Source organism: Facklamia hominis CCUG 36813, assembly GCF_000301035.1.
Lineage (GTDB): Bacteria > Bacillota > Bacilli > Lactobacillales > Aerococcaceae > Facklamia > Facklamia hominis.
Genome location: NZ_JH932292.1, coordinates 1 through 20,019, shown reverse-complemented (window position 1 = coordinate 20,019; position 20,019 = coordinate 1). Strand labels below are relative to the sequence as shown.

Sequence of the window (20,019 nt, the reverse complement as noted above, 5' to 3'; positions counted from 1 at the left end):
AAAGCTAATTAGCAACAATATTAACCAATCGATTAGGGATTGCGATGACCTTTTTGATCGTCTTGTCAGCGAGTTCCTTTTGAATAAGATCATGATTCAAAGCATTGTCTTCCATTTGTTTAACCGCTAAATCCTTTTCGATCATCATTTTTGCTTTCACTTTACCGTTAATCTGAACAACAATCTCTACTTGATCATCGACTGTTAATTCTGGATCAAAACTTGGCCACTCTGTTAAGGAAATAGACTGCTCGTTCCCCATCATTTGCCAAATTTCTTCACATAAGTGAGGAGCAATCGGTGCTAATAGCTTTAAGAAGCCTTCAGCATATTCCTTTGGAAAGATCGTCTCATTTCTTACAGCATTTAAAAAGATCATCATTTGAGAAATTGCTGTATTGAAATGTAAGTTGTCATAATCATTTGTCACTTTTTCAACGGTTTGATGATAGACTTGTGTCAAATTCTGGTTATCCATTGTTTGAATACTATCTTTAATATGCTGTCTTTCTTCATCCACATACAAGCGCCAAACTCTTTCCAAGAACCTTCGTGATCCTTCTAGGCCATTTTCTGACCAAGCGGTTGAAGCATCAAGTGGACCCATGAACATTTCATACACTCTAAGTGTATCTGCTCCAAACTCATTAACCACGTCATCTGGATTTACAACGTTCCCCTTAGATTTTGACATCTTTTCATTATTTTCACCTAAAATCATCCCTTGATTAAATAGCTTTTGGAAAGGTTCCTTAGTTGGGACAATGCCTAAGTCATATAAAAACTTATGCCAGAAACGAGCATATAATAAATGTAAGACGGCGTGCTCTGCCCCTCCTATATAAAGATCCACATTTTGCCACTTATCTAAGGCTTCCTTTGATGCAATGGCTTGGTCATTGTGAGGATCCATATAACGCAAGAAGTACCAAGAGGACCCTGCCCATTGGGGCATCGTGTTTGTTTCTCGTCGCCCTTTAAGGCCGGTCTTAGGATCCACTACCTCTAACCAATCTGTCAAATTAGCTAATGGAGATTCTCCGGTACCTGAACTACGAATTTTATCAGTCTTAGGTAATATCACTGGCAGTTGATCTTCAGGGACAATGGTCGTTGTTTGATCTTCCCAATGTATAACCGGAATAGGCTCTCCCCAATATCTTTGACGTGAAAAGATCCAATCACGCAATCTAAAGTTTACTTGTCTTTTTCCCTTATGATGTTCTTCTAACCAATCGATCATTTTATTGATGGCTTGGTTATTATTCAAACCATTTAGAAACTCTGAATTAATATGACTACCATCGCCCACAAAGGCTTGATTAGCAACTCCTTCTTCAGAATTAATAACTTCCTTCACAGGTAAATGATATTTTTTAGCAAATTCATAATCACGCTCATCATGCGCTGGGACAGCCATCACAGCACCAGTACCATATGAATTTAAGACATAATCTCCAATCCAAACAGGTACCTCTTGTCCAGTGACAGGATGCACAGCATAGGCACCTGTGAAGACCCCCGTTTTTTCCTTGGCTAACTGTGTCCGATCAAGATCAGACTTAGTGGCTGCAGATTGCACATATTGGTCAACTTCTTCTTGATGATCCGATTGAGTAATTTTAGCAACAAGATCATGCTCTGGAGCTAACACCAAGTAGGATAATCCAAATAAAGTGTCAGGTCTGGTTGTGTATACTTGAATATTCTCATCCAAATCTTTGAGTCTGAAATCAATAATAGCTCCCTCTGAGCGACCAATCCAATTACGTTGCATTTCTTTAACAGATTCTGGCCAATCAAGCTCTTCAAGGTCATCTAATAGTCTTTGAGCATAAGCCGTAATTTTTAATACCCACTGCTTCATCGGACGACGAACAACGGGATGGCCACCTCGTTCCGAAACCCCATCAATAACCTCTTCATTTGCTAGAACAGTTCCCAAGACTTCACACCAATTAACCATGATATCCGCTTCATAAGCGAGTCCTTTTTCATAAAGCTTCGTAAAAATCCACTGGGTCCACTTGTAATAATTAGGATCTGTGGTGGATATTTCTCGATCCCAATCATAAGAGAAGCCTAAAGATTTAATTTGGCGTTTAAAATTAGCCACGTTCTTCTTAGTAAACTCCGCTGGATCATGACCCGTATCTAGAGCGTACTGTTCAGCAGGTAGGCCAAAAGCATCCCAACCCATTGGATGCAGCACATCATATCCTTGAGCGCGTTTCATCCTTGCCATAATATCGGTTGCCGTATATCCTTCCGGATGTCCGACGTGAAGCCCTTGACCTGATGGATAAGGGAACATATCTAAAACATAATACTTTTTGTGACCAGGTCGATCTAATGTTTTAAATGTGTGATGTTGATCCCAATATTCTTGCCATTTTTTTTCGATAGTGTGATGATTATATGTCATACAAATTCTCCTTAAAAATTATTCATAATAATAAAAACGCCCTACAAAGTCCCTCAAGGACCTTATAGGGCGCTATAGCGCGGTACCACCTAGTTTTTAAAGCAAATAGCTTCCTCAAAGCAATAACGCTGCTAGCGTCTTAAGTTACACACTCAAATGAGCTTGGCTTAAGCAAAATTAAGATGAGTTCAATCGAACTTATTTACTCATTTCCACCTAACATGAGCTCTCTATAAAATAAAGACGACCTACTACTTCTTATTATTTATTGATTAAAAATTTAATACCTGACCAGGATGAATCATCATGCCCTTATTCTTAGCAATCAAATCATTCACATCCAGACCATATTGTTTGGCAATGGCATATAAACTATCCCCTGCTTGAACAACATGGGTAATTCCTGCGCTTGTCTGATTAGTTGGTGCTTGAGATGCTTGCTCTTGCACTGAATGATTAATAGTTTGATTGCTTGTCGATGCGGTCGCATTAGCACTAACCGTTGTTGATTGCGCAATGGATGAAGCCATTGGTCGAGCTTGAACATACAATTTTTGTCCTGGGAAGATCGGTGTATTGACCGAAATGCCATTGGCTTGAAGTAATTGATTAAGCGTCATCCCATTATTGATCGCGATACGATATAAAGAATCTCCCGCTTGAATCGTATAATTACCTTGAGTTGTTTTTGAAGAAGGAGATCCTCCTGATTCTTTATTCGATGAAGCGCTAGTATTCATCGAAGACAAGTTTTTAGCAGGTGCCACTTGACTAACCGAGCGGTTACTTATCGTTTTATTAGAGTTAGATTGACTAGTTGATCCAGGTATAATTAAGCTTTGATTTGGATGAATAAGTGAATTCATCGTTAAACCATTTGCGGCCAGTAAAGCAGTCACAGATACTCCATTAACTTGTGCAATCCGATAGAATCCGTCTCCTGGTTGTACGGTGTAAGTTGCCGATGATGCGTTAGTCGGCTTACTTGCTATACTTGGTCTTACATTAGGAACTGTCGTTGATTTTTCCACTCTTGTATTCACACTATTTGATGATTGTGAAGCAGATGCTGCAGTCGATCCACCGCCATTAGGGATAACTAATTGTTGATTTGGATGAATCATTGAGTTCAAACTTAAACCATTCACCGCTAATAAGTCGTTAACAGACACTCCATTCGCTTGAGCTATACGGTAGAAGCCATCTCCTGGTTGTACTGTATATGTAGATCCACTATTGCTTGTTAGTGCCGAGCGGGTCTTCGATTGAGCAGAAACCGTTGGAGCACTTGATTGAGCTGATCTTGTTGGCAAGGATCCAGGAGTATCATATTGTGTTAAATTATAAGTTTCAATAATACTATTTAATTTACTGCCATAACGCGTATCCGTTGCATAGCGTCCTGTTAAATGCTGAGTGGCATCCTTATAAGAAGTCGTATTTGACTTCAAGGCACCTGAATAAAAGTTTTTTCTCCAAGTGGAATTTTCCCCAGTTAACACTTTAGCATAATCCAATAAAGAATCATGATAAGAGTTATAACGTCTAAACTTATCTTTGATCTGATAATACTCACCGGTACCATCATCCTCTAAGGTGTTCATTTCAGCGGATTGACCATTAAAAGAACCCTTAATACCAAAAAGATTATAATTAGGTGCTTTGGCTAAGGTCGAATTACCCCAACCAGACTCAAGTCCTGCTTGAGCAATCATTACAGATGCATACAAATTATTGCGACCGGCAATTTGTTTAGCAGAATTTGCAATATTTCGAATAAATTGAACCGGTGTCGTACGACTGGTTGACTCTTGGGCATGGACCATACCAGAGTAAGTCTTCACTTGATCTAAAACAGAGCAAGTCGAAAATAAAACAATCGCAGCATTCGCTTGCGTTAGCATTTTCTTATATTGTCTGCGTCGTTTTGCTTTTTGCATTTGGCGCATTCTATGATTACGCTGTTGTATCATGCTTTTACCTCCAAAATTCAGTCTGTTGACTCAACAGTTATTATATCGCTTTTAACTTGGGATGGGGAGTGATAATAGGACATTTATTCGAAGCTTAACATATGTAATCTTTTTGAAATATTATACAACCCGAACTTTAAAGCACCGCTTTACTAACGTATAATGGTAAAAACAGCAAAGGAGAATGCCAATGAAGAATGCCCTATCCCTCAGCCATGACCATCTCGACCAACTAATAGAACGCTTCCCTAGCGGAGTGTTTATAGACGGTACACTGGGAAATGGTCATGATAGCCATTATATCCTTTCCCACCATCAATTTAAGGGATTAGTTGTTGGTTTTGATATCCAAGAAGAGGCTATCATCCAAAGCAAACAGCGCCTAGAATCTTTTGCGTCTCACCAGTATCTATTATTCCATGCTAGTCACGATTTACTTGATCAAAAATTAGATAAAGATAAATTTCCCTTTATTCACGGCGCAATTTTTAATCTGGGGTACCTTCCCGGTGGAAACCATCAGATAACTACCCACTATGATTCAACTTATCGTGCCATTCAACAAATAGCTACTCGATTAGTTCCAAAAGGCCAAATTATTCTAGTGATTTATTCTGGACATAGGCAGGGAGCTGATGAAAAGCATTTTCTTTTAGATCAATTAAGCACTTGGTCACAGGGAATCTTCCATATTGCTTATACTGATTATCTTAATCAAAAAAACAATCCCCCCTGTCTCATCATCATTGAAAAAAGAAAATAAATAGCTATAAATACTGTTTTCTATAAACTGAGTCTATCATTTGATTGTTTCAATTAAAATAATCACAAAATTATCAGAGTCTCAAAAAAACGAATCGCCTATCAAAAATAAAGAGAGGCTGTGACATAAGTCCACCAAAAAACCGGCTGAATCGTTGTAATATCAACGATTCAGCCGGTTTTTATGTTATAATTAAGTTAATCAATAAAAAAACAGAGGACCTCACCCCTCTGTTTCCATTTCAATCCTAGAAAGGACCAAAAAATGCATACTCATTATAACCTAAATCAACTTTATTTGGAAGTCTCTTATCAATACCGCCCTCAAGAAGATCACATCAGCTACTATATTCATCAATTTGTGGACTCTCTAGAGATTCATTATCCCTATCTCTTTGGTCGTCCTCGTAAATATGACTTCTCGATGTTACTCAAGTTATTATTATATGCTTATTCTCGCGGTGTCTTCACCAGTCGCTCGATGGAACAATTGGCTCGCGAAAATCTGCCCGCTATCTGGTTGTGTCAAAATGAAGTACCTTCTTACCGTACAATTTGTCGATTTAGACAGTCCGATGAATTAGCTGACATTCTTAAACAAAGTTATGATGAATTTGTGCGGTATTTAAGACAACAACGACTTATCGATGATCATCTCTTTATTGATGGGACAAAAATCTTAGCGGATGCCAATAAGTACAGCTTTGTCTGGAAAAAGAACACGATCCGCTTTGAAGCAATGAATCGACAAAAGATGACCGAACTCGTCAATGAAATGCGTCAGTATTATCAAATGGGGTTGATTCCAGAAGAGACCCCACTAACGCTTGAAGGGCTTGAAGAAACCATTACCCAGCTTGAAGTTCGCTTAGAAGACTTAGAGGAAACCATCGAAGAGTCTCCTCGGTTGTCACCGAATCCTCACAAAAAGGAGCGGCGAAAAGTCAAGAGTCAATTGAGGCGCATGAAACATTGTCATTCCAAGCATCAACACTATCAAACGCAACGAGCCATCTTAGGTGAACGTCATTCGTATTCAAAAACGGACCCCGATGCGACCTTTATGCGAATGAAAGAAGATCCCATGAAGAATGGTCAGTTGAAACCGGGCTATAATTTACAGATTGCCACCTCTCATCAGTTTGTTTTAGCTTATGAACTTTTTTCAAACCCGACAGATACGCGGACATTAAGACCTTTCTTTGAGAGTCATCAAGCACTGTTTCGCTCCTTTTCAGTGGTGAGTATGGATGCAGGATATGGCTCTGAAAGTAACTATACTTATCTTGAAGAAAGCTTTCCCGAAATCACCGCATTAATTCCTTATGGCACGTATCTTAAAGAACAGAGTCGAAAATGGCGAAGTGACGACTCAAAAGTCATGAATTGGGACTATGATGAAAAAGAAGACTGTTACGTCGATCCTCAAGGGGTACGATTTAATTTCTTCGCTTATCGCACCCGAACGGATAAGTATGGTTTTGAAAGAAATTTTAAAGAGTATCAAGCAGAACGGATCGATGAGAATCAACAAGAAATTGAAGCAGCCCTTACTCAGAAAGGATATGTCCGAAAAATTACGGTTAATCCTTCGTATGACTACTTCAAAGCCAAGCAAAGGGGGCTCTTAAAAGATCCGAAATATCGTCCAATTTATAGCCAGCGGAAGATCGATGTTGAACCAACATTTGGTCATCTGAAGGCTTGTTTGGGATTCACTCGATTTCATGTTCGAGGGAAACAGGCCGTGAATAATGAGATGGGATTAGCTCTAATGGCAACTAACCTAAGAAAATTGCGATTAAGAAAGACAGAAAAAGAAAGAACCCAGAAATTTTACTCCTATTGGATAAAATTTCTGGGTATTTTTGAGACTTGTGTCACAGCCTCTCTAGAAACTTTTATACCATTAAATTCACTTCGGGTCTGCTCTAAAAATCAATCAATTCAAGCGGTGGCTGTCCCATCGGATTTCCACGCTGAATGGGGAATCGTTTTGGGTTTTCTAAATGAGCTTGATACCATTTAAACCACGATCCGTCAAACATGGCTAAGTGCTTATAACCTAACTGCTTCATCACAAAAAAGGCTGTTGAAGATCGCCATGAGGTTCCACAATATAAAACAATTTCCTGATCTCTGGTTAAACCCCATTGTTCCCATTGAGGCTGATAAACATCTGAATTAGCAATATAACCCTGTATATTTGCTAAACGTTCATCTCCCAAATATCGCGCACCTGCAATTTCTCCAACTCCTTTGTTCCAAGCGTGCCCCTCATTAACACCCAAGTATTCCTTCCAAGTCCGAACTGAGGCTAATATTGCTTTAGGGTGTTCTTCTCGATAGTTTAATAAATCTTCTGGCCTTTTGATATAAATTTCAGGTCTTTTTGGTACATCACAGCCAAAATCCTGAGCTGATTTATCCGATTTTTCACCATATTCCAATTCGAATCCAGCTCTTTGCCATGCTTGTAAGCCTCCATCAAGAATTTTTACTTGATCAACACCTAGGTAGTAAGCAGCAAATGCCACACGCGAGGCAATATAGAGAATATCTCGAGCATAAATTGAATACACCACTAAAAGTGTATCCTTGGTAATACCCTTAGCTAAAAATCGTTCTTTTAATAAATCAGGCTCAAGTAAGTAATCTTTAAATTCACCTAGTTCATCCGTATTAAAGTGCGTCGCACCAGGAATATGTCCTTTAGCATAGTCGCTCGCTACTCTAGTTTGATCAAGCTGATAATTTCCCTTACCGCGCGTCACGTCTAAAACTACTAGCGAATCCATTTTTTGATCTAACGCTTTTTTTAATGTATGAGCACTGATAAAGAAATGGTCTGGCCTAAGTGGTTCATGATCTCTCATTAAACGTGAATCAATACCAGCTTGTTCAATTTGATAATTACTAGCCATTAAAGCTTCATGTTCTGACGCCATAAATAAAATCCCCTTTAGATTGATTTCAAAGCGCTAATCAAACGATTTATTGAAGCTTCTACTACTTCTTGTGGTAAAGCCAAGTGAATTCGAATAAAGTTAGTACAATGTTGACTGAACACTTGACCATTAGTCACAAATAGATCGTATTCATGTAATAAAGCATTCAAACTTGCTTCATCTAAATTAAAGCTAGATAAATCTAGCCATAAAAGATAGGAGGCTTCCATTTTAGTGACAATAACTTGTGGGAGTGCTTCTTCAAGCATGGACTTCGCTAAATGATAATTAGATTCAATTAAAGATACAAACTCTTTTTTCCAGCCTGCACAATCCTCATAAGCGATTTGACATGCCAGTATACCCAATGCGGGAACGGTTAATAAATTGAGCTTTTCAGCCATATTACGATAAATTTCTCGCATCTTGGGATTTGGAATAAAAATATTAGAAGTCATTAAACCTGCAATATTAAAAGTCTTCGATGGTGCTGTTGCTAAAACCACATTTTCAGCAGCAGCTTCTGATACCTTTTCAAATGGAATATGTAGATAGTCAGAATGAGTGAGATCCGAATGAATCTCATCACAAAAGATTGTAATCTCGTATTTTGCGCAGATTTCGGCTAATTGTTTTAATTCATCTTGGTGCCAAACACGTCCTACTGGATTATGAGGACTACAGAAAATCAAAGCCTTAGTATCATTCTGAGCTGCAACTTTCTCGAACTTTTTAAAATCAATCGTGTAATACCCCTCACGATTAATTAAATCCACACTTTCCACTTTCCGGTTATTTTTTTCAATACTCACTCTAAAAGGATTATAAACTGGTTCAAAAATAATAACCCCGTCACCCTCATTGGTAAATGCTTGAATAAAAACAGAGATTGCAGGAACCACTCCAGGAGCGGTCACCAACCATTCTGGATCAATCTCCCAATTATGCTGTTCTTTCATCCATTTTTGAACAGCTTGGTAATACCGTTTAGTGGGTACCGTATAGCCCATAATAAAATGATCTAATTCTTTCTTTAAACCTTCAATTAATTCTGGAGCCATGGGAAAGTCTAGATCTGCAACTGAGAGTGGAGCCACTCCATCAGCAATCGATGTCTTTTCTTCCCGCATCAATAGCCACTTTTTTGATCCTTGTTCCGTTCGGTCTACAAGCGTTTGAAAGTCATACTTCATCCTAAATAGCCTCCTTGGTTTATTACTAAACAATCTTATCATACACAATCAAAGCGTTTTCTTCAATGGCTTGCTGCTAATCTATTCGATAAATTAAAAATAGGGGACGAAGCAAATCATCCCCTATTTATCTAAGATATATCTTTTATTCTCTTGATTAAAACAATAACTTATCAGCTCCACCTACAGTATTTCCTAGGGCTTCTATCGCTAATACATTAAGATAATGCCAAGGCCGATCATAATTAGGTTGGAAGAAGAAATCAAGTAATGCTAATTGCTCCAAGGTATAACCGGCGTTAATCAAACTTGAAAGCACATTGATAGAATCTGCAACATCAAATGTAGACATTAGCTGTCCTCCCAAAATAACATGAGTTTCCTTATCGAAAAGAATATTCATATAGACCGAACCTTCTTTACGCATAAAGTCAGGATAAACACGTTCTTCAACATATTTAGATTCAACAATGCCATCATATGTATCTAGATTACTATGAGATAAACCAGTCGACACCAATGTATAGTCAAATACCTTTAAAGCAGAGGTCCCAGAAACCGGTGGCATTTTAACTTTTTTCCCTACCGCATTCAAAGCAGCCACGATTCCCTGACGCCGAGCAATCGTTGCTAAAGCTACAGATGCTGATTTACCTGTTGGTGCATATGGGACATAGGTAGCATCTCCCCCTGCATAAACATCCTCAGCTGATGTTTGTAAAAAGTCATCCACTAAAATAAATCCTCGATCATCCATCGATAATATATCTTTTAACCAATCAGTTCCAGGTTTTACACCAACTGCAACTAACACACGATCAGCTGGATACTCTCCCTGATCGGTCACAACTGCAGATACACTTCCCGCTTTCCCTTTTAATTGCTTAACCGTCTCATTTCCTTTGAAACGAATGCCTTTATCTAATAAATATTTTTCTAGGCGGTCAGCCATTTGGTTACATAGATAGCTTGGTAAAACATGTTCTTGTTGATCAATCACCAATACATCAATACCTGCTTGAGCATAAGCAGTTGCCACTTCGATGCCAATATATCCTGAGCCAATAACTACTAAATGCTTGGTATCAGCCATACCAGCTTTGAAAGCGGCGGTATCTTCAGGCCCTCTGAAAGTATCAACATTATGAAGATCAATCCCTTCAAAAGGCGGTTTAGGTGCGTAGCCCCCTGGGCTTAATAACAATTTATCATAATCATGTTTTTCTTCACCATGATCAGTTTTGACGGTCAACTCCTTCTTATCTGGGTCCAGTGCTATAACTTGGCTCGATGAATGCATCTGGATTCCTTGACTACTATAAGAAGCATTATTAGCAAAATGAATTTCATCTAAACTTTTAGATATACCTTCCAGGTAGGATTGAGCTCCTCACCCCATAAAGGAAGACTCAGCTCCCGCCTCATATAAATGAATTTCAGCATTTGGATCTTGCTTTAATAAAGTTTGAACTGCTTCATAACCAAAATGAGAAGTTCCAACCACTGCATATTTCATGCTATTACCTCCTAAAATGATAATTATTCTAATTAATATATTAGCATATCAAATAAAAGGAAGCAATTAATAAAGAAAACTAATCTTTAAAATAAGTTTGAATGGCTTCAACCTTATCTAATCTTTCCCAAGTAAATCCTGGTTCTTGTCGGCCAAAGTGTCCATAAGCTGCTGTTTGACTATAGATAGGCTGTCTTAGTTCAAGCATCTTAATAATACCGCTTGGCGTTAACTGAAAGAGCTCACGAATAGCTGCTTCAATCTGATGATTAGAGTACTCAGAGGTCCCAAAAGTATTCACCGATACGGAAACCGGTTGGGCAACACCAATCGCATAAGCCAATTGAATTTCGATCTTTTTAGCAATGTCTGCTGCAACTAAATTTTTTGCAATATATCTAGCAGCATAAGATGCTGAGCGATCAACTTTGGTTGCATCCTTACCAGAAAAAGCACCCCCACCATGTCGACTATATCCCCCATAAGTATCTACGATAATTTTACGACCTGTTAATCCAGAGTCCCCCTTAGGTCCTCCAATCGTAAAACGGCCTGTAGGATTAATATATATTTTAGTTTGTTCATCCATTAGTTGTTGAGGAATCGTCTGTAAGATTACTTGCTGATGAATATCCTGACGCAATTGGTCCAATGATATTTCTTCACTATGTTGGGTAGATACTACAACTGTATCCACTCGTTCAGGAATACCTTCATCATTATATTCAATTGTTACCTGAGTCTTACCGTCGGGTCTTAAATAATCTAATAGGCCTTCTTTTCTCACTTGAGTCAAGCGTTTTGCTAATCGATGCGCCAAAGCGATAGGAAGTGGCATAAGTTCAGGCGTTTCATCACATGCAAAACCAAACATTAAGCCCTGATCACCAGCTCCATTATCAGCTTGATCCGCTAATCCTTCCTTGCTTTCTAATGAATGATCCACACCTAACGCAATATCGGGTGATTGCTCATCAATTGAAACTAAAACCGCCAGATTCTCAGCATCAAAGCCGTATTTTCCTCGATCATAGCCGATTGATTTTACTTTATCACGGACAATTTTTTGGATATCAACATAAGCAGAAGTGGTTATTTCTCCAAAAACTACCACTAATCCTGTATTAACAGCAGTTTCACACGCAACGCGCGCTAATGGATCTTGTTCTAAAATTGCATCTAATATTGCATCAGATATCTGATCAGCGATTTTGTCCGGATGCCCTTCCGTCACAGATTCTGATGTAAATAAATTCTTTTCTACCATATTTTTCCCCCATTTAAAATTATTGGTTACAAGGCATATTCATTTAAAAATGAACCCCATCGGGAATTGAATTGTAACAGTAGAATTATACCATGAAGCTAGGAATAAATGCGATTAAATTTTTTAAGGATCATTCAAATCTTTCTATTAAAATTGCGAATTCGCTTGCAGACAAAGCCATTAAACGGTACACTTTATACAATACAGAAGGATACTATCCTATTTTTAAAATCTAAATCAATTAAAAGAAGGAAACGGCCATGAAACAATTTATCTCTTACTTGCAGCATCCCATAGTAAAAATATTTATTAGTCCTTTAGCTTCCGTTATATTCGGTCTGATTCTGGGATTTCAGGTCACAAAAACACCTAATTTCTTAATTGCTGCTGCACTATATGGTCTCGTCATATTCACTCAGCTCATCGAGCATTTTCAATATCAGCGATACATTGCTGCCAATCAAAAACAGACTCCTATGAGTATTTATTATGCCTGCCTCGTTATTTGCATTATCCTAGCACTCGTATTTGTTCTTACACAACATTGGGCTATATCCATACTGATTATCCTATATCTACTATTTATCTTTTTACAGTACTATCCCTTCTATTTAGTAGGAACATTTAATTACATTTTTTTAAGTACATTTTTTAACGGGTTCATTTTAAATATCGTTGCATACTATTCTCAAAGTCATCAATTGAGCAATAAATTCTTACTGGATCTTATTCCAATTGTTATCTATTGTATGGCATCTAATCTAATCACTAATGACCTTAAAAATACCTTGCCAACTCTTCCCAAATTTAAAATCCTTAGCCAAAATATAAAAAAAATAGCTTTTGCAATGATGATAATTGCACTGCTTCTAGGAATATACTTTAGTCTACCCACCCATTCATATCTGCTAGGACAAATATTCATGTTAACCTTTGTACCCCTTGTATCCATACCAAATCTTATTTCGGTCAAAACCATGGATAAGATTCAAAATAAGATCAATTTTAATGCCAGTATGATGCTTTGCTTTAACTTACTATATTTAATTGCATATATATTTTAAGGTTTCATAGAACACAAAAGCTGATCACTTATGATATTAACCATAAGTGATCAGCTTTTTATTGTAAGTTCATTAACCTCGAGTAATCATAAAATCATTCGATGAATGAATCGTAATCAGGGAATCATAAAATTCTAGTAATGCTTGAATAGCATAAAGAGTATCTTTCACGCCTGCAGTTTCAAAAGAAGAATGCATAGCTAACTGGGCTAAACCAATATCTATAGCATGAACACTCACTTGTGTATTAGATAAATTACCAAGTGTCGAGCCCCCTTGCATATTTGATCGGTTGGCAAAATGTTGAATCGGTACCGATGCATTCTCACAAATCATTTTAAAAACAGCTTGAGAGAAAGCATCGGTTGTATATTTTTGATTAGCTGCTTCCTTAATAACAATCCCCTTATTCATATAACTGCAATTAAGATCATCTGTTAATTCACCATGATTAGGATGGACAGCATGACCATTATCACATGATACCAAGAATGATTTTGAAATGGCTTGATAATATGCTTCTTCACTATAGCCGAGGCCAAAATTAATCCTTCTCAAACAGTCATGTAAGAAGGTAGACATAGCACCTTGTTTAGTATTCGACCCTACTTCCTCATTGTCAAAGCAAGCGTATACATTAATTGTTTTACGATTATTTGAACGAATCAAAGCTTCCAATGATGCAAAGGCACATTGTAAGTCATCTAATTTTGGAGAAGAAACAAATTCATCCGCCCACCCCCAAATTGAAGGTGCTTGATGATTGACAATAAACAAATCTTGACTAACAATGGCATCAGGATCTACATTTAAACTATCCGCAATCATTTGATTAAAATCGCTGACTTTCAACTTACCTGATGAAAAAAGAGGGCAAAGATCAACTTGACGATTATAATCATAGCCAGAATTAATGGTCCGATTCAAATGAATCGCTACATTTGGGATAATTAGCACATCTTTCTCAATATGTAATAATCTAGACGAAATTTTATCATGATCCTTAACAAGCACACGACCAGCAATCCCTAAAGGACGGTCAAACCAGGTTGAGTCAATCATCCCACCATAACCTTCTACATTCAAACGAATGTATTGGTCAGGTCCTTCTAAGGTAGGTACGGTTTTAATTTTAAAGGTAGGCGAATCACTGTGTGAAGCAGTAATTTGAAAATGATAATCTTCCAAATCTTCTCCAATCGTAAAAGCAATAAGTGATGAGCCATTTCTTGTCGTATAATACTTACCGCCTGGCTTAAGATTCCAAACATGACCTTCCTCTAAGCATTTAAAGCCATTGTGATCTAATTTTTTTGAAATAGTTGAACAGGTATGAAACATACTGGGCGATTTTTGAATAAAATTGACTAATTTTTTTGAAATATTCAGAAAATCCATAATAAACTTCCTCCATTATTGATCTAGTCATTAGATTATATCATAAACAATCTAGAACAAAATAAAAAAGCCCTAAAGGGCTTAAAAACATTAAGCGGGTGAGGAGAATCGAACTCCCGACATCAGCTTGGAAGGCTGAGGTTTTACCACTAAACTACACCCGCATACGGTCCGGACGGGATTTGAACCCGCGATCTCCTGCGTGACAGGCAAGCATGTTAACCCCTACACCACCGGACCAATTAAGTTATAATATTATAAAATGCTAATTGCGGGGGTAGGATTCGAACCTACGACCTTCGGGTTATGAGCCCGACGAGATGCCAACTTCTCCACCCCGCGATTATATTCTACCTATATAAAAGGTAAAAAGGAGGATGTGGGATTCGAACCCACGCGCGCTTTTACACGCCTGACGGTTTTCAAGACCGTTCCCTTCAGCCGGACTTGGGTAATCCTCCAAAAAAAATAATGACCCGTACGGGATTCGAACCCATGTTACCGCCGTGAAAGGGCGGTGTCTTAACCACTTGACCAACGGGCCGTGTCATTATTATTTAAAAATATTAAACGGAGAAGGAGGGATTTGAACCCTCGCGCCGGTAGACCCGACCTACACCCTTAGCAGGGGCGCCTCTTCAGCCACTTGAGTACTTCCCCATGTGCCAATTTAAATATTAATTATTAAACTGAATGGGCCTGAGTGGACTCGAACCACCGACCTCACCCTTATCAGGGGTGCGCTCTAACCAGCTGAGCTACAGGCCCAAAATCAAAAGCGGGTGAGGAGAATCGAACTCCCGACATCAGCTTGGAAGGCTGAGGTTTTACCACTAAACTACACCCGCATTAGGAACGAAACTAAGAACAATTGCGGGGGTAGGATTCGAACCTACGACCTTCGGGTTATGAGCCCGACGAGATGCCAACTTCTCCACCCCGCGATAATGCGCAAAGGAGGATGTGGGATTCGAACCCACGCACGCTGTTACACGCCTGACGGTTTTCAAGACCGTTCCCTTCAGCCGGGCTTGGGTAATCCTCCACAATCAATATTTCAAAATCCAATTAAATGGACCTTGTAGGACTCGAACCTACGACCGCCCCGTTATGAGCGGGGAGCTCTAACCACCTGAGCTAAAGGTCCGTCCTATTATAGCGGCGAGGGGGATCGAACCCATGACCTCCCGGGTATGAACCGGACGCTCTAGCCAGCTGAGCTACACCGCCAAAAATGGAGAATAGCGGGATCGAACCGCTGACCTCCTGCGTGCAAAGCAGGCGCTCTCCCAGCTGAGCTAATCCCCCATTATATATAACAATCGGGAAGACAGGATTCGAACCTGCGACCCCTTGGTCCCAAACCAAGTGCTCTACCAAGCTGAGCTACTTCCCGTTGATAATACACCCGGCAGGATTCGAACCTGCAACCGCCTGATTCGTAGTCAGGTACTCTATCCAGTTGAGCCACGGGTGCAAAATATTTACATAACAAATCTGATAGAATGTATCACAGTAAGTATTATGTAATACACCCAGCAGGATTCGAACCTGCAACCGCCTGATTCGTAGTCAGGTACTCTATCCAGTTGAGCCATGGGTGCAAGTATTAATTTATATTCACTTTTGTGAATGCCGAGGGCCGGAGTCGAACCGGCACGGTGATCACTCACCGCAGGATTTTAAGTCCTGTGCGTCTGCCTATTCCGCCACCCCGGCTCTTTAAGCCTTTGGTTTTTAGGCAAAGCGGAAGACGGGATTCGAACCCGCGACCCCCACCTTGGCAAGGTGGTGTTCTACCACTGAACTACTTCCGCATTAATGCCGGCTAAAGGACTTGAACCCTCGACCCTCTGATTACAAATCAGATGCTCTACCAACTGAGCTAAGCCGGCTAATCAATTGTTATAAGTGCGGGTGAAGGGACTTGAACCCCCACGCCGTTAGGCGCTAGATCCTAAATCTAGTGCGTCTGCCAGTTCCGCCACACCCGCGATATTATAAATCCAAACGGCGTTGCCGTCCTGGCTAGATGTTTAATCAACTAGCAATGACCCGTACAGGATTCGAACCTGTGACCCTCTGATTAAAAGTCAGATGCTCTACCTACTGAGCTAACGAGTCAATATTTAAATGGGGGATAACGGGTTCGAACCGCTGACATCCTGCTTGTAAGGCAGACGCTCTCCCAGCTGAGCTAATCCCCCGTTAGATGAACGAGCACGCGTGGCAACGACCTACTCTCACAGGAACAAAGTCCCCACTACCATCGGCGCTAAGAAGCTTAACTTCTGTGTTCGGCATGGTTACAGGTGTATCCTTCTTGCCCTCATCACCACACTGTGCCCTCTTTCACCTTGAGCGATTCTTCATCACTCAAAACTAAATAACACCCTACTTCCCTTGAAATTGTCTTGGTTAAGTCCTCGACCGATTAGTACTAGTCCGCTCCATTCATCACTGAACTTCCACTCCTAGCCTATCTACCTGATCGTCTCTCAGGGGTCTTAAATCTTGCGATTGGGAAATCTCATCTCGAAGCTGGCTTCCCGCTTAGATGCTTTCAGCGGTTATCCATCCCACACATAGCTACCCAGCGATGCTCCTGGCGGAACAACTGGTACACCAGCGGTGTGTCCATCCCGGTCCTCTCGTACTAAGGACAGCTCTTCTCAAATTTCCTACGCCCGCGACGGATAGGGACCGAACTGTCTCACGACGTTCTGAACCCAGCTCGCGTACCGCTTTAATGGGCGAACAGCCCAACCCTTGGGACCGACTTCAGCCCCAGGATGCGATGAGCCGACATCGAGGTGCCAAACCTCCCCGTCGATGTGAACTCTTGGGGGAGATAAGCCTGTTATCCCCAGGGTAGCTTTTATCCGTTGAGCGATGGCCCTTCCATGCGGTACCACCGGATCACTAAGCCCGACTTTCGTCCCTGCTCGACTTGTTGGTCTCGCAGTCAAGCTCCCTTCTGCCTTTGCACTCTTTGAATGATTTCCAACCATTCTGAGGGAACCTTTGGGCGCCTCCGTTACTCTTTAGGAGGCGACCGCCCCAGTCAAACTGCCCACCTGACACTGTCTTCCGTGTTCTTCACGCGAGTTAGAGGGTTCATATCACAAGGGTAGTATCCCACCAACGCCTCCTTGCATACTGGCGTACACAATTCTTAAGCTCCTACCTATCCTGTACATGTCACACAAACACTCAATATCAAGCTACAGTCAAGCTCCATGGGGTCTTTCCGTCCTGTCGCGGGTAACCGGCATCTTCACCGGTACTATAATTTCACCGAGTCTCTCGTTGAGACAGTGCCCAGATCGTTACGCCTTTCGTGCGGGTCGGAACTTACCCGACAAGGAATTTCGCTACCTTAGGACCGTTATAGTTACGGCCGCCGTTTACTGGGGCTTCAATTCGTACCTTCGCCGAAGCTAAGCACTCCTCTTAACCTTCCAGCACCGGGCAGGCGTCAGCTCCTATACATCATCTTTCGATTTAGCAGAAACCTGTGTTTTTGATAAACAGTCGCCTGGGCCTATTCACTGCGGCACACTTGCGTGTGCACCCCTTCTCCCGAAGTTACGGGGTCATTTTGCCGAGTTCCTTAACGAGAGTTCTCTCGCTCACCTCAGTATTCTCTACTTGACTACCTGTGTCGGTTTGCGGTACGGGTTGGTTCGACTCGCTAGAAGCTTTTCTCGACAGTTTGATGATCCACCTTCGCTACTTTTACTTCGCTCCAGGTCACAGCTCATGCTTTCTGCGACTAAGCATTTGACTCACTCGCACACTCACTGCTTCTACAGGCTCTTCCATCCGCCTGCGTGGACTTACCTCCTGTGTCCCTCCATTGCTCAAACGTCTTCCCAAGTACAGGAATCTCTACCTGTTATCCATCGCATACGCCGTTCGGCTTTTGCTTAGGTCCCGACTAACCCAGGACGGACGAGCCTTCCCCTGGAAACCTTAGTCTATCGGTGGATGGGATTCTCACCCATCTTTCGCTACTCATACCGGCATTCTCACTTCTATGCGCTCCAAGGCTCCTTACGGTACCCCTTCGCCGCACATAGAACGCTCTCCTACCACTTACTCTAAAGTAAATCCACAGCTTCGGTGTCTTGTTTAGCCCCGGTACATTTTCGGCGCAGGGTCACTCGACTAGTGAGCTATTACGCACTCTTTCAATGATGGCTGCTTCTAAGCCAACATCCTAGCTGTCTATGCAACCCCACATCCTTTTCCACTTAACAAGTACTTTGGGACCTTAGCTGGTGGGCTGGGCTGTTTCCCTTTCGACGACGGATCTTATCACTCGCCGTCTGACTCCCAGAGTTAACAAGTTGGCATTCGGAGTTTATCTAGATTCAGTAACCCGTGTGGGCCCCTAGTCCAAACAGTGCTCTACCTCCATCTCTCATCCTCTGAGGCTATACCTAAATATATTTCGGAGAGAACCAGCTATCTCCAAGTTCGATTGGAATTTCTCCGCTACCCACACGTCATCTAAACATTTTTCAACATGTCCTAGTTCGGTCCTCCAGTGTGTCTTACCACACCTTCAACCTGCACATGGGTAGGTCACCTGGTTTCGGGTCGACGACCTTTGACTCTCGCCCTATTCAGACTCGCTTTCGCTTCGGCTCCGTTTCTTCAACTTAACCTCGCCACAAATCGTCACTCGCCGGTTCATTCTACAAAAGGCACGCCATCACCCCTTAACGGGCTCTGACTACTTGTAAGCACACGGTTTCAGGTACTCTTTCACTCCCCTCCCGGGGTGCTTTTCACCTTTCCCTCACGGTACTGGTTCACTATCGGTCACTAGGGAGTATTTAGCCTTACCAGATGGTCCTGGTGGATTCCGACGGGATTTCTCGTGTCCCGCCGTACTCAGGATACTCCTAAGCTGTCTCACTTTTCGTCTAAGGGGGTCTCACCCGCTTCGCCGCCCCTTCCCATGGGCTTCGACTAAGTGTTTCAGTCTTTCCTGGAGTCCTTCAACCCCAACGTGCATGCACGTTGGTTTGGGCTCTTCCCCGTTCGCTCGCCGCTACTTAGGGAATCATTCTTATTTTCTTTTCCTGCAGGTACTTAGATGTTTCAGTTCTCTGCGTCTACCTCTCTTTCGAGTGATACGGGTCTATCCGTATCGGGTTCCCCCATTCGGAAATCTCCGGTTCTTAGCGTACTTACCGCTCCCCGAAGCATATCGCTGTTCGTCGCGTCCTTCATCGGCTCCTAGTGCCAAGGCATTCACCGTGCGCCCTTCATTGCTTAACCACAATATTTTCGCTTATTTTTTATTCTATAACTTTCGTTATAGACTCGGTCAATTTCTCGGTTCATTATATCTTTTTAGAAATAATGGATTGTCATTGCTCGCATCCGAGTCAATGATCAATCTTGTTTGGTGTTATTCAGTTTTCAATGATCAAGTTGAGTTCGCTTTAAAGCTCACTCA

At 41.1% G+C, this 20,019-nt stretch carries 10 protein-coding genes, 22 tRNA genes, 2 rRNA genes, 1 pseudogene, 1 riboswitch and 1 other annotated feature; of the genes and pseudogenes, 3 read left to right on the top strand and 32 right to left on the bottom strand.

What is annotated here, in order from left to right; translation table 11 throughout:
- Positions 1–4 precede the first annotated feature (4 nt).
- On the bottom strand, positions 5–2,425 hold the full coding sequence (gene leuS, locus HMPREF9706_RS00175; protein ID WP_006907310.1) for a leucine--tRNA ligase: 2,421 nt from the start codon (positions 2,423–2,425) through the stop codon (positions 5–7).
- Positions 2,426–2,487: 62 nt separating this feature from the next.
- Positions 2,488–2,699 (bottom strand) — a binding site (T-box leader).
- Positions 2,698–4,398, bottom strand: a complete 1,701-nt coding sequence (locus HMPREF9706_RS00170; RefSeq protein ID WP_006907309.1) for a LysM peptidoglycan-binding domain-containing protein — start codon at positions 4,396–4,398, stop codon at positions 2,698–2,700. (Overlaps the previous feature by 2 nt.)
- 190 nt (positions 4,399–4,588) lie before the next feature.
- Between HMPREF9706_RS00170 and HMPREF9706_RS00165 the strand changes: the two genes are divergently transcribed.
- Both HMPREF9706_RS00165 and HMPREF9706_RS00160 read left to right on the top strand, forming a co-directional pair.
- On the top strand, positions 4,589–5,161 hold the full coding sequence (locus tag HMPREF9706_RS00165) for a tRNA (mnm(5)s(2)U34)-methyltransferase (protein ID WP_006907308.1): 573 nt from the start codon (positions 4,589–4,591) through the stop codon (positions 5,159–5,161).
- A 264-nt stretch (positions 5,162–5,425) separates the two neighbouring features.
- Positions 5,426–7,054: pseudogene (locus HMPREF9706_RS00160) on the top strand (IS1182 family transposase); the annotation flags it as partial.
- A gap of 37 nt (positions 7,055–7,091) precedes the next feature.
- Here HMPREF9706_RS00160 and HMPREF9706_RS00155 read toward each other — a convergent pair.
- From HMPREF9706_RS00155 to metK, 5 genes are all read right to left on the bottom strand, one after another.
- On the bottom strand, positions 7,092–8,108 hold the full coding sequence (locus tag HMPREF9706_RS00155) for a sulfurtransferase (protein WP_006907306.1): 1,017 nt from the start codon (positions 8,106–8,108) through the stop codon (positions 7,092–7,094).
- A gap of 14 nt (positions 8,109–8,122) precedes the next feature.
- Complete coding sequence (locus tag HMPREF9706_RS00150; protein ID WP_006907305.1) at positions 8,123–9,301, bottom strand: MalY/PatB family protein; 1,179 nt, start codon at positions 9,299–9,301, stop codon at positions 8,123–8,125.
- Positions 9,302–9,458: 157 nt separating this feature from the next.
- A complete protein-coding gene (locus tag HMPREF9706_RS00145) occupies positions 9,459–10,646 on the bottom strand; it encodes an FAD-dependent oxidoreductase (protein ID WP_269208129.1) in 1,188 nt (395 codons plus the stop codon).
- Positions 10,647–10,691: 45 nt separating this feature from the next.
- Positions 10,692–10,817 (bottom strand): hypothetical protein, encoded by a 126-nt coding sequence (locus tag HMPREF9706_RS09005; RefSeq protein WP_006907303.1) that lies wholly within the window; start codon positions 10,815–10,817, stop codon positions 10,692–10,694.
- 79 nt (positions 10,818–10,896) lie between these two features.
- Positions 10,897–12,084, bottom strand: a complete 1,188-nt coding sequence (gene metK, locus HMPREF9706_RS00135) for a methionine adenosyltransferase (protein WP_006907302.1) — start codon at positions 12,082–12,084, stop codon at positions 10,897–10,899.
- Positions 12,082–12,166: riboswitch (SMK box riboswitch) on the bottom strand. Its footprint overlaps the gene before it by 3 nt.
- Before the next feature lie 178 nt (positions 12,167–12,344).
- Between metK and HMPREF9706_RS00130 the strand changes: the two genes are divergently transcribed.
- Positions 12,345–13,148 (top strand): hypothetical protein, encoded by an 804-nt coding sequence (locus HMPREF9706_RS00130; RefSeq protein WP_006907301.1) that lies wholly within the window; start codon positions 12,345–12,347, stop codon positions 13,146–13,148.
- Positions 13,149–13,220: 72 nt separating this feature from the next.
- Here the strand turns inward: HMPREF9706_RS00130 and HMPREF9706_RS00125 are convergent, their stop codons facing one another.
- The 25 genes from HMPREF9706_RS00125 to HMPREF9706_RS00005 all read right to left on the bottom strand — a co-directional run bounded on the left by HMPREF9706_RS00125 (position 13,221) and on the right by HMPREF9706_RS00005 (position 19,838).
- Positions 13,221–14,546 (bottom strand): M18 family aminopeptidase, encoded by a 1,326-nt coding sequence (locus tag HMPREF9706_RS00125; protein WP_006907300.1) that lies wholly within the window; start codon positions 14,544–14,546, stop codon positions 13,221–13,223.
- A 93-nt stretch (positions 14,547–14,639) separates the two neighbouring features.
- Positions 14,640–14,710 (bottom strand) — tRNA-Gly (locus tag HMPREF9706_RS00120).
- Positions 14,711–14,713: 3 nt separating this feature from the next.
- A tRNA-Asp gene (locus HMPREF9706_RS00115) sits at positions 14,714–14,786 on the bottom strand.
- A 29-nt stretch (positions 14,787–14,815) separates the two neighbouring features.
- Positions 14,816–14,888, bottom strand: a tRNA-Met gene (locus HMPREF9706_RS00110).
- Between the two features lie 29 nt (positions 14,889–14,917).
- Positions 14,918–15,007, bottom strand: a tRNA-Ser gene (locus HMPREF9706_RS00105).
- Between the two features lie 11 nt (positions 15,008–15,018).
- A tRNA-Glu gene (locus HMPREF9706_RS00100) sits at positions 15,019–15,090 on the bottom strand.
- 27 nt (positions 15,091–15,117) lie between these two features.
- A tRNA-Ser gene (locus tag HMPREF9706_RS00095) sits at positions 15,118–15,206 on the bottom strand.
- 34 nt (positions 15,207–15,240) lie between these two features.
- Positions 15,241–15,314 (bottom strand) — tRNA-Ile (locus HMPREF9706_RS00090).
- Positions 15,315–15,323: 9 nt separating this feature from the next.
- Positions 15,324–15,394 (bottom strand) — tRNA-Gly (locus HMPREF9706_RS00085).
- Between the two features lie 23 nt (positions 15,395–15,417).
- A tRNA-Met gene (locus HMPREF9706_RS00080) sits at positions 15,418–15,490 on the bottom strand.
- Positions 15,491–15,501: 11 nt separating this feature from the next.
- A tRNA-Ser gene (locus HMPREF9706_RS00075) sits at positions 15,502–15,591 on the bottom strand.
- A 28-nt stretch (positions 15,592–15,619) separates the two neighbouring features.
- A tRNA-Ile gene (locus HMPREF9706_RS00070) sits at positions 15,620–15,693 on the bottom strand.
- 9 nt (positions 15,694–15,702) lie between these two features.
- A tRNA-Met gene (locus HMPREF9706_RS00065) sits at positions 15,703–15,776 on the bottom strand.
- Positions 15,777–15,781: 5 nt separating this feature from the next.
- A tRNA-Ala gene (locus HMPREF9706_RS00060) sits at positions 15,782–15,854 on the bottom strand.
- Between the two features lie 14 nt (positions 15,855–15,868).
- A tRNA-Pro gene (locus HMPREF9706_RS00055) sits at positions 15,869–15,942 on the bottom strand.
- A gap of 7 nt (positions 15,943–15,949) precedes the next feature.
- A tRNA-Arg gene (locus HMPREF9706_RS00050) sits at positions 15,950–16,023 on the bottom strand.
- Positions 16,024–16,076: 53 nt separating this feature from the next.
- Positions 16,077–16,150: transfer RNA gene (locus tag HMPREF9706_RS00045), tRNA-Arg, on the bottom strand.
- Positions 16,151–16,179: 29 nt separating this feature from the next.
- A tRNA-Leu gene (locus HMPREF9706_RS00040) sits at positions 16,180–16,265 on the bottom strand.
- Positions 16,266–16,291: 26 nt separating this feature from the next.
- Positions 16,292–16,363 (bottom strand) — tRNA-Gly (locus HMPREF9706_RS00035).
- Positions 16,364–16,368: 5 nt separating this feature from the next.
- Positions 16,369–16,441: transfer RNA gene (locus HMPREF9706_RS00030), tRNA-Thr, on the bottom strand.
- A 17-nt stretch (positions 16,442–16,458) separates the two neighbouring features.
- Positions 16,459–16,540, bottom strand: a tRNA-Leu gene (locus tag HMPREF9706_RS00025).
- A gap of 57 nt (positions 16,541–16,597) precedes the next feature.
- Positions 16,598–16,670: transfer RNA gene (locus HMPREF9706_RS00020), tRNA-Lys, on the bottom strand.
- Between the two features lie 10 nt (positions 16,671–16,680).
- Positions 16,681–16,753, bottom strand: a tRNA-Val gene (locus HMPREF9706_RS00015).
- Positions 16,754–16,770: 17 nt separating this feature from the next.
- Positions 16,771–16,886 (bottom strand): 5S ribosomal RNA (gene rrf, locus HMPREF9706_RS00010).
- 74 nt (positions 16,887–16,960) lie between these two features.
- Positions 16,961–19,838: ribosomal RNA gene (locus HMPREF9706_RS00005) — 23S ribosomal RNA — on the bottom strand.
- Between the last annotated feature and the right edge of the window lie 181 nt (positions 19,839–20,019).

Excerpts from the sequence above, each read along its gene's own strand:
- leuS (WP_006907310.1), bottom strand. The coding sequence starts at position 2,425 with ATGACATATAATCATCACACTATCGAAAAAAAATGGCAAGAATATTGG.
- HMPREF9706_RS00170 (WP_006907309.1), bottom strand. The coding sequence starts at position 4,398 with ATGATACAACAGCGTAATCATAGAATGCGCCAAATGCAAAAAGCAAAA.
- HMPREF9706_RS00165 (WP_006907308.1), top strand. The coding sequence starts at position 4,589 with ATGAAGAATGCCCTATCCCTCAGCCATGACCATCTCGACCAACTAATA.
- HMPREF9706_RS00155 (WP_006907306.1), bottom strand. The coding sequence starts at position 8,108 with ATGGCGTCAGAACATGAAGCTTTAATGGCTAGTAATTATCAAATTGAA.
- HMPREF9706_RS00150 (WP_006907305.1), bottom strand. The coding sequence starts at position 9,301 with ATGAAGTATGACTTTCAAACGCTTGTAGACCGAACGGAACAAGGATCA.
- HMPREF9706_RS09005 (WP_006907303.1), bottom strand. The coding sequence starts at position 10,817 with ATGAAATATGCAGTGGTTGGAACTTCTCATTTTGGTTATGAAGCAGTT.
- metK (WP_006907302.1), bottom strand. The coding sequence starts at position 12,084 with ATGGTAGAAAAGAATTTATTTACATCAGAATCTGTGACGGAAGGGCAT.
- HMPREF9706_RS00130 (WP_006907301.1), top strand. The coding sequence starts at position 12,345 with ATGAAACAATTTATCTCTTACTTGCAGCATCCCATAGTAAAAATATTT.
- HMPREF9706_RS00125 (WP_006907300.1), bottom strand. The coding sequence starts at position 14,546 with ATGGATTTTCTGAATATTTCAAAAAAATTAGTCAATTTTATTCAAAAA.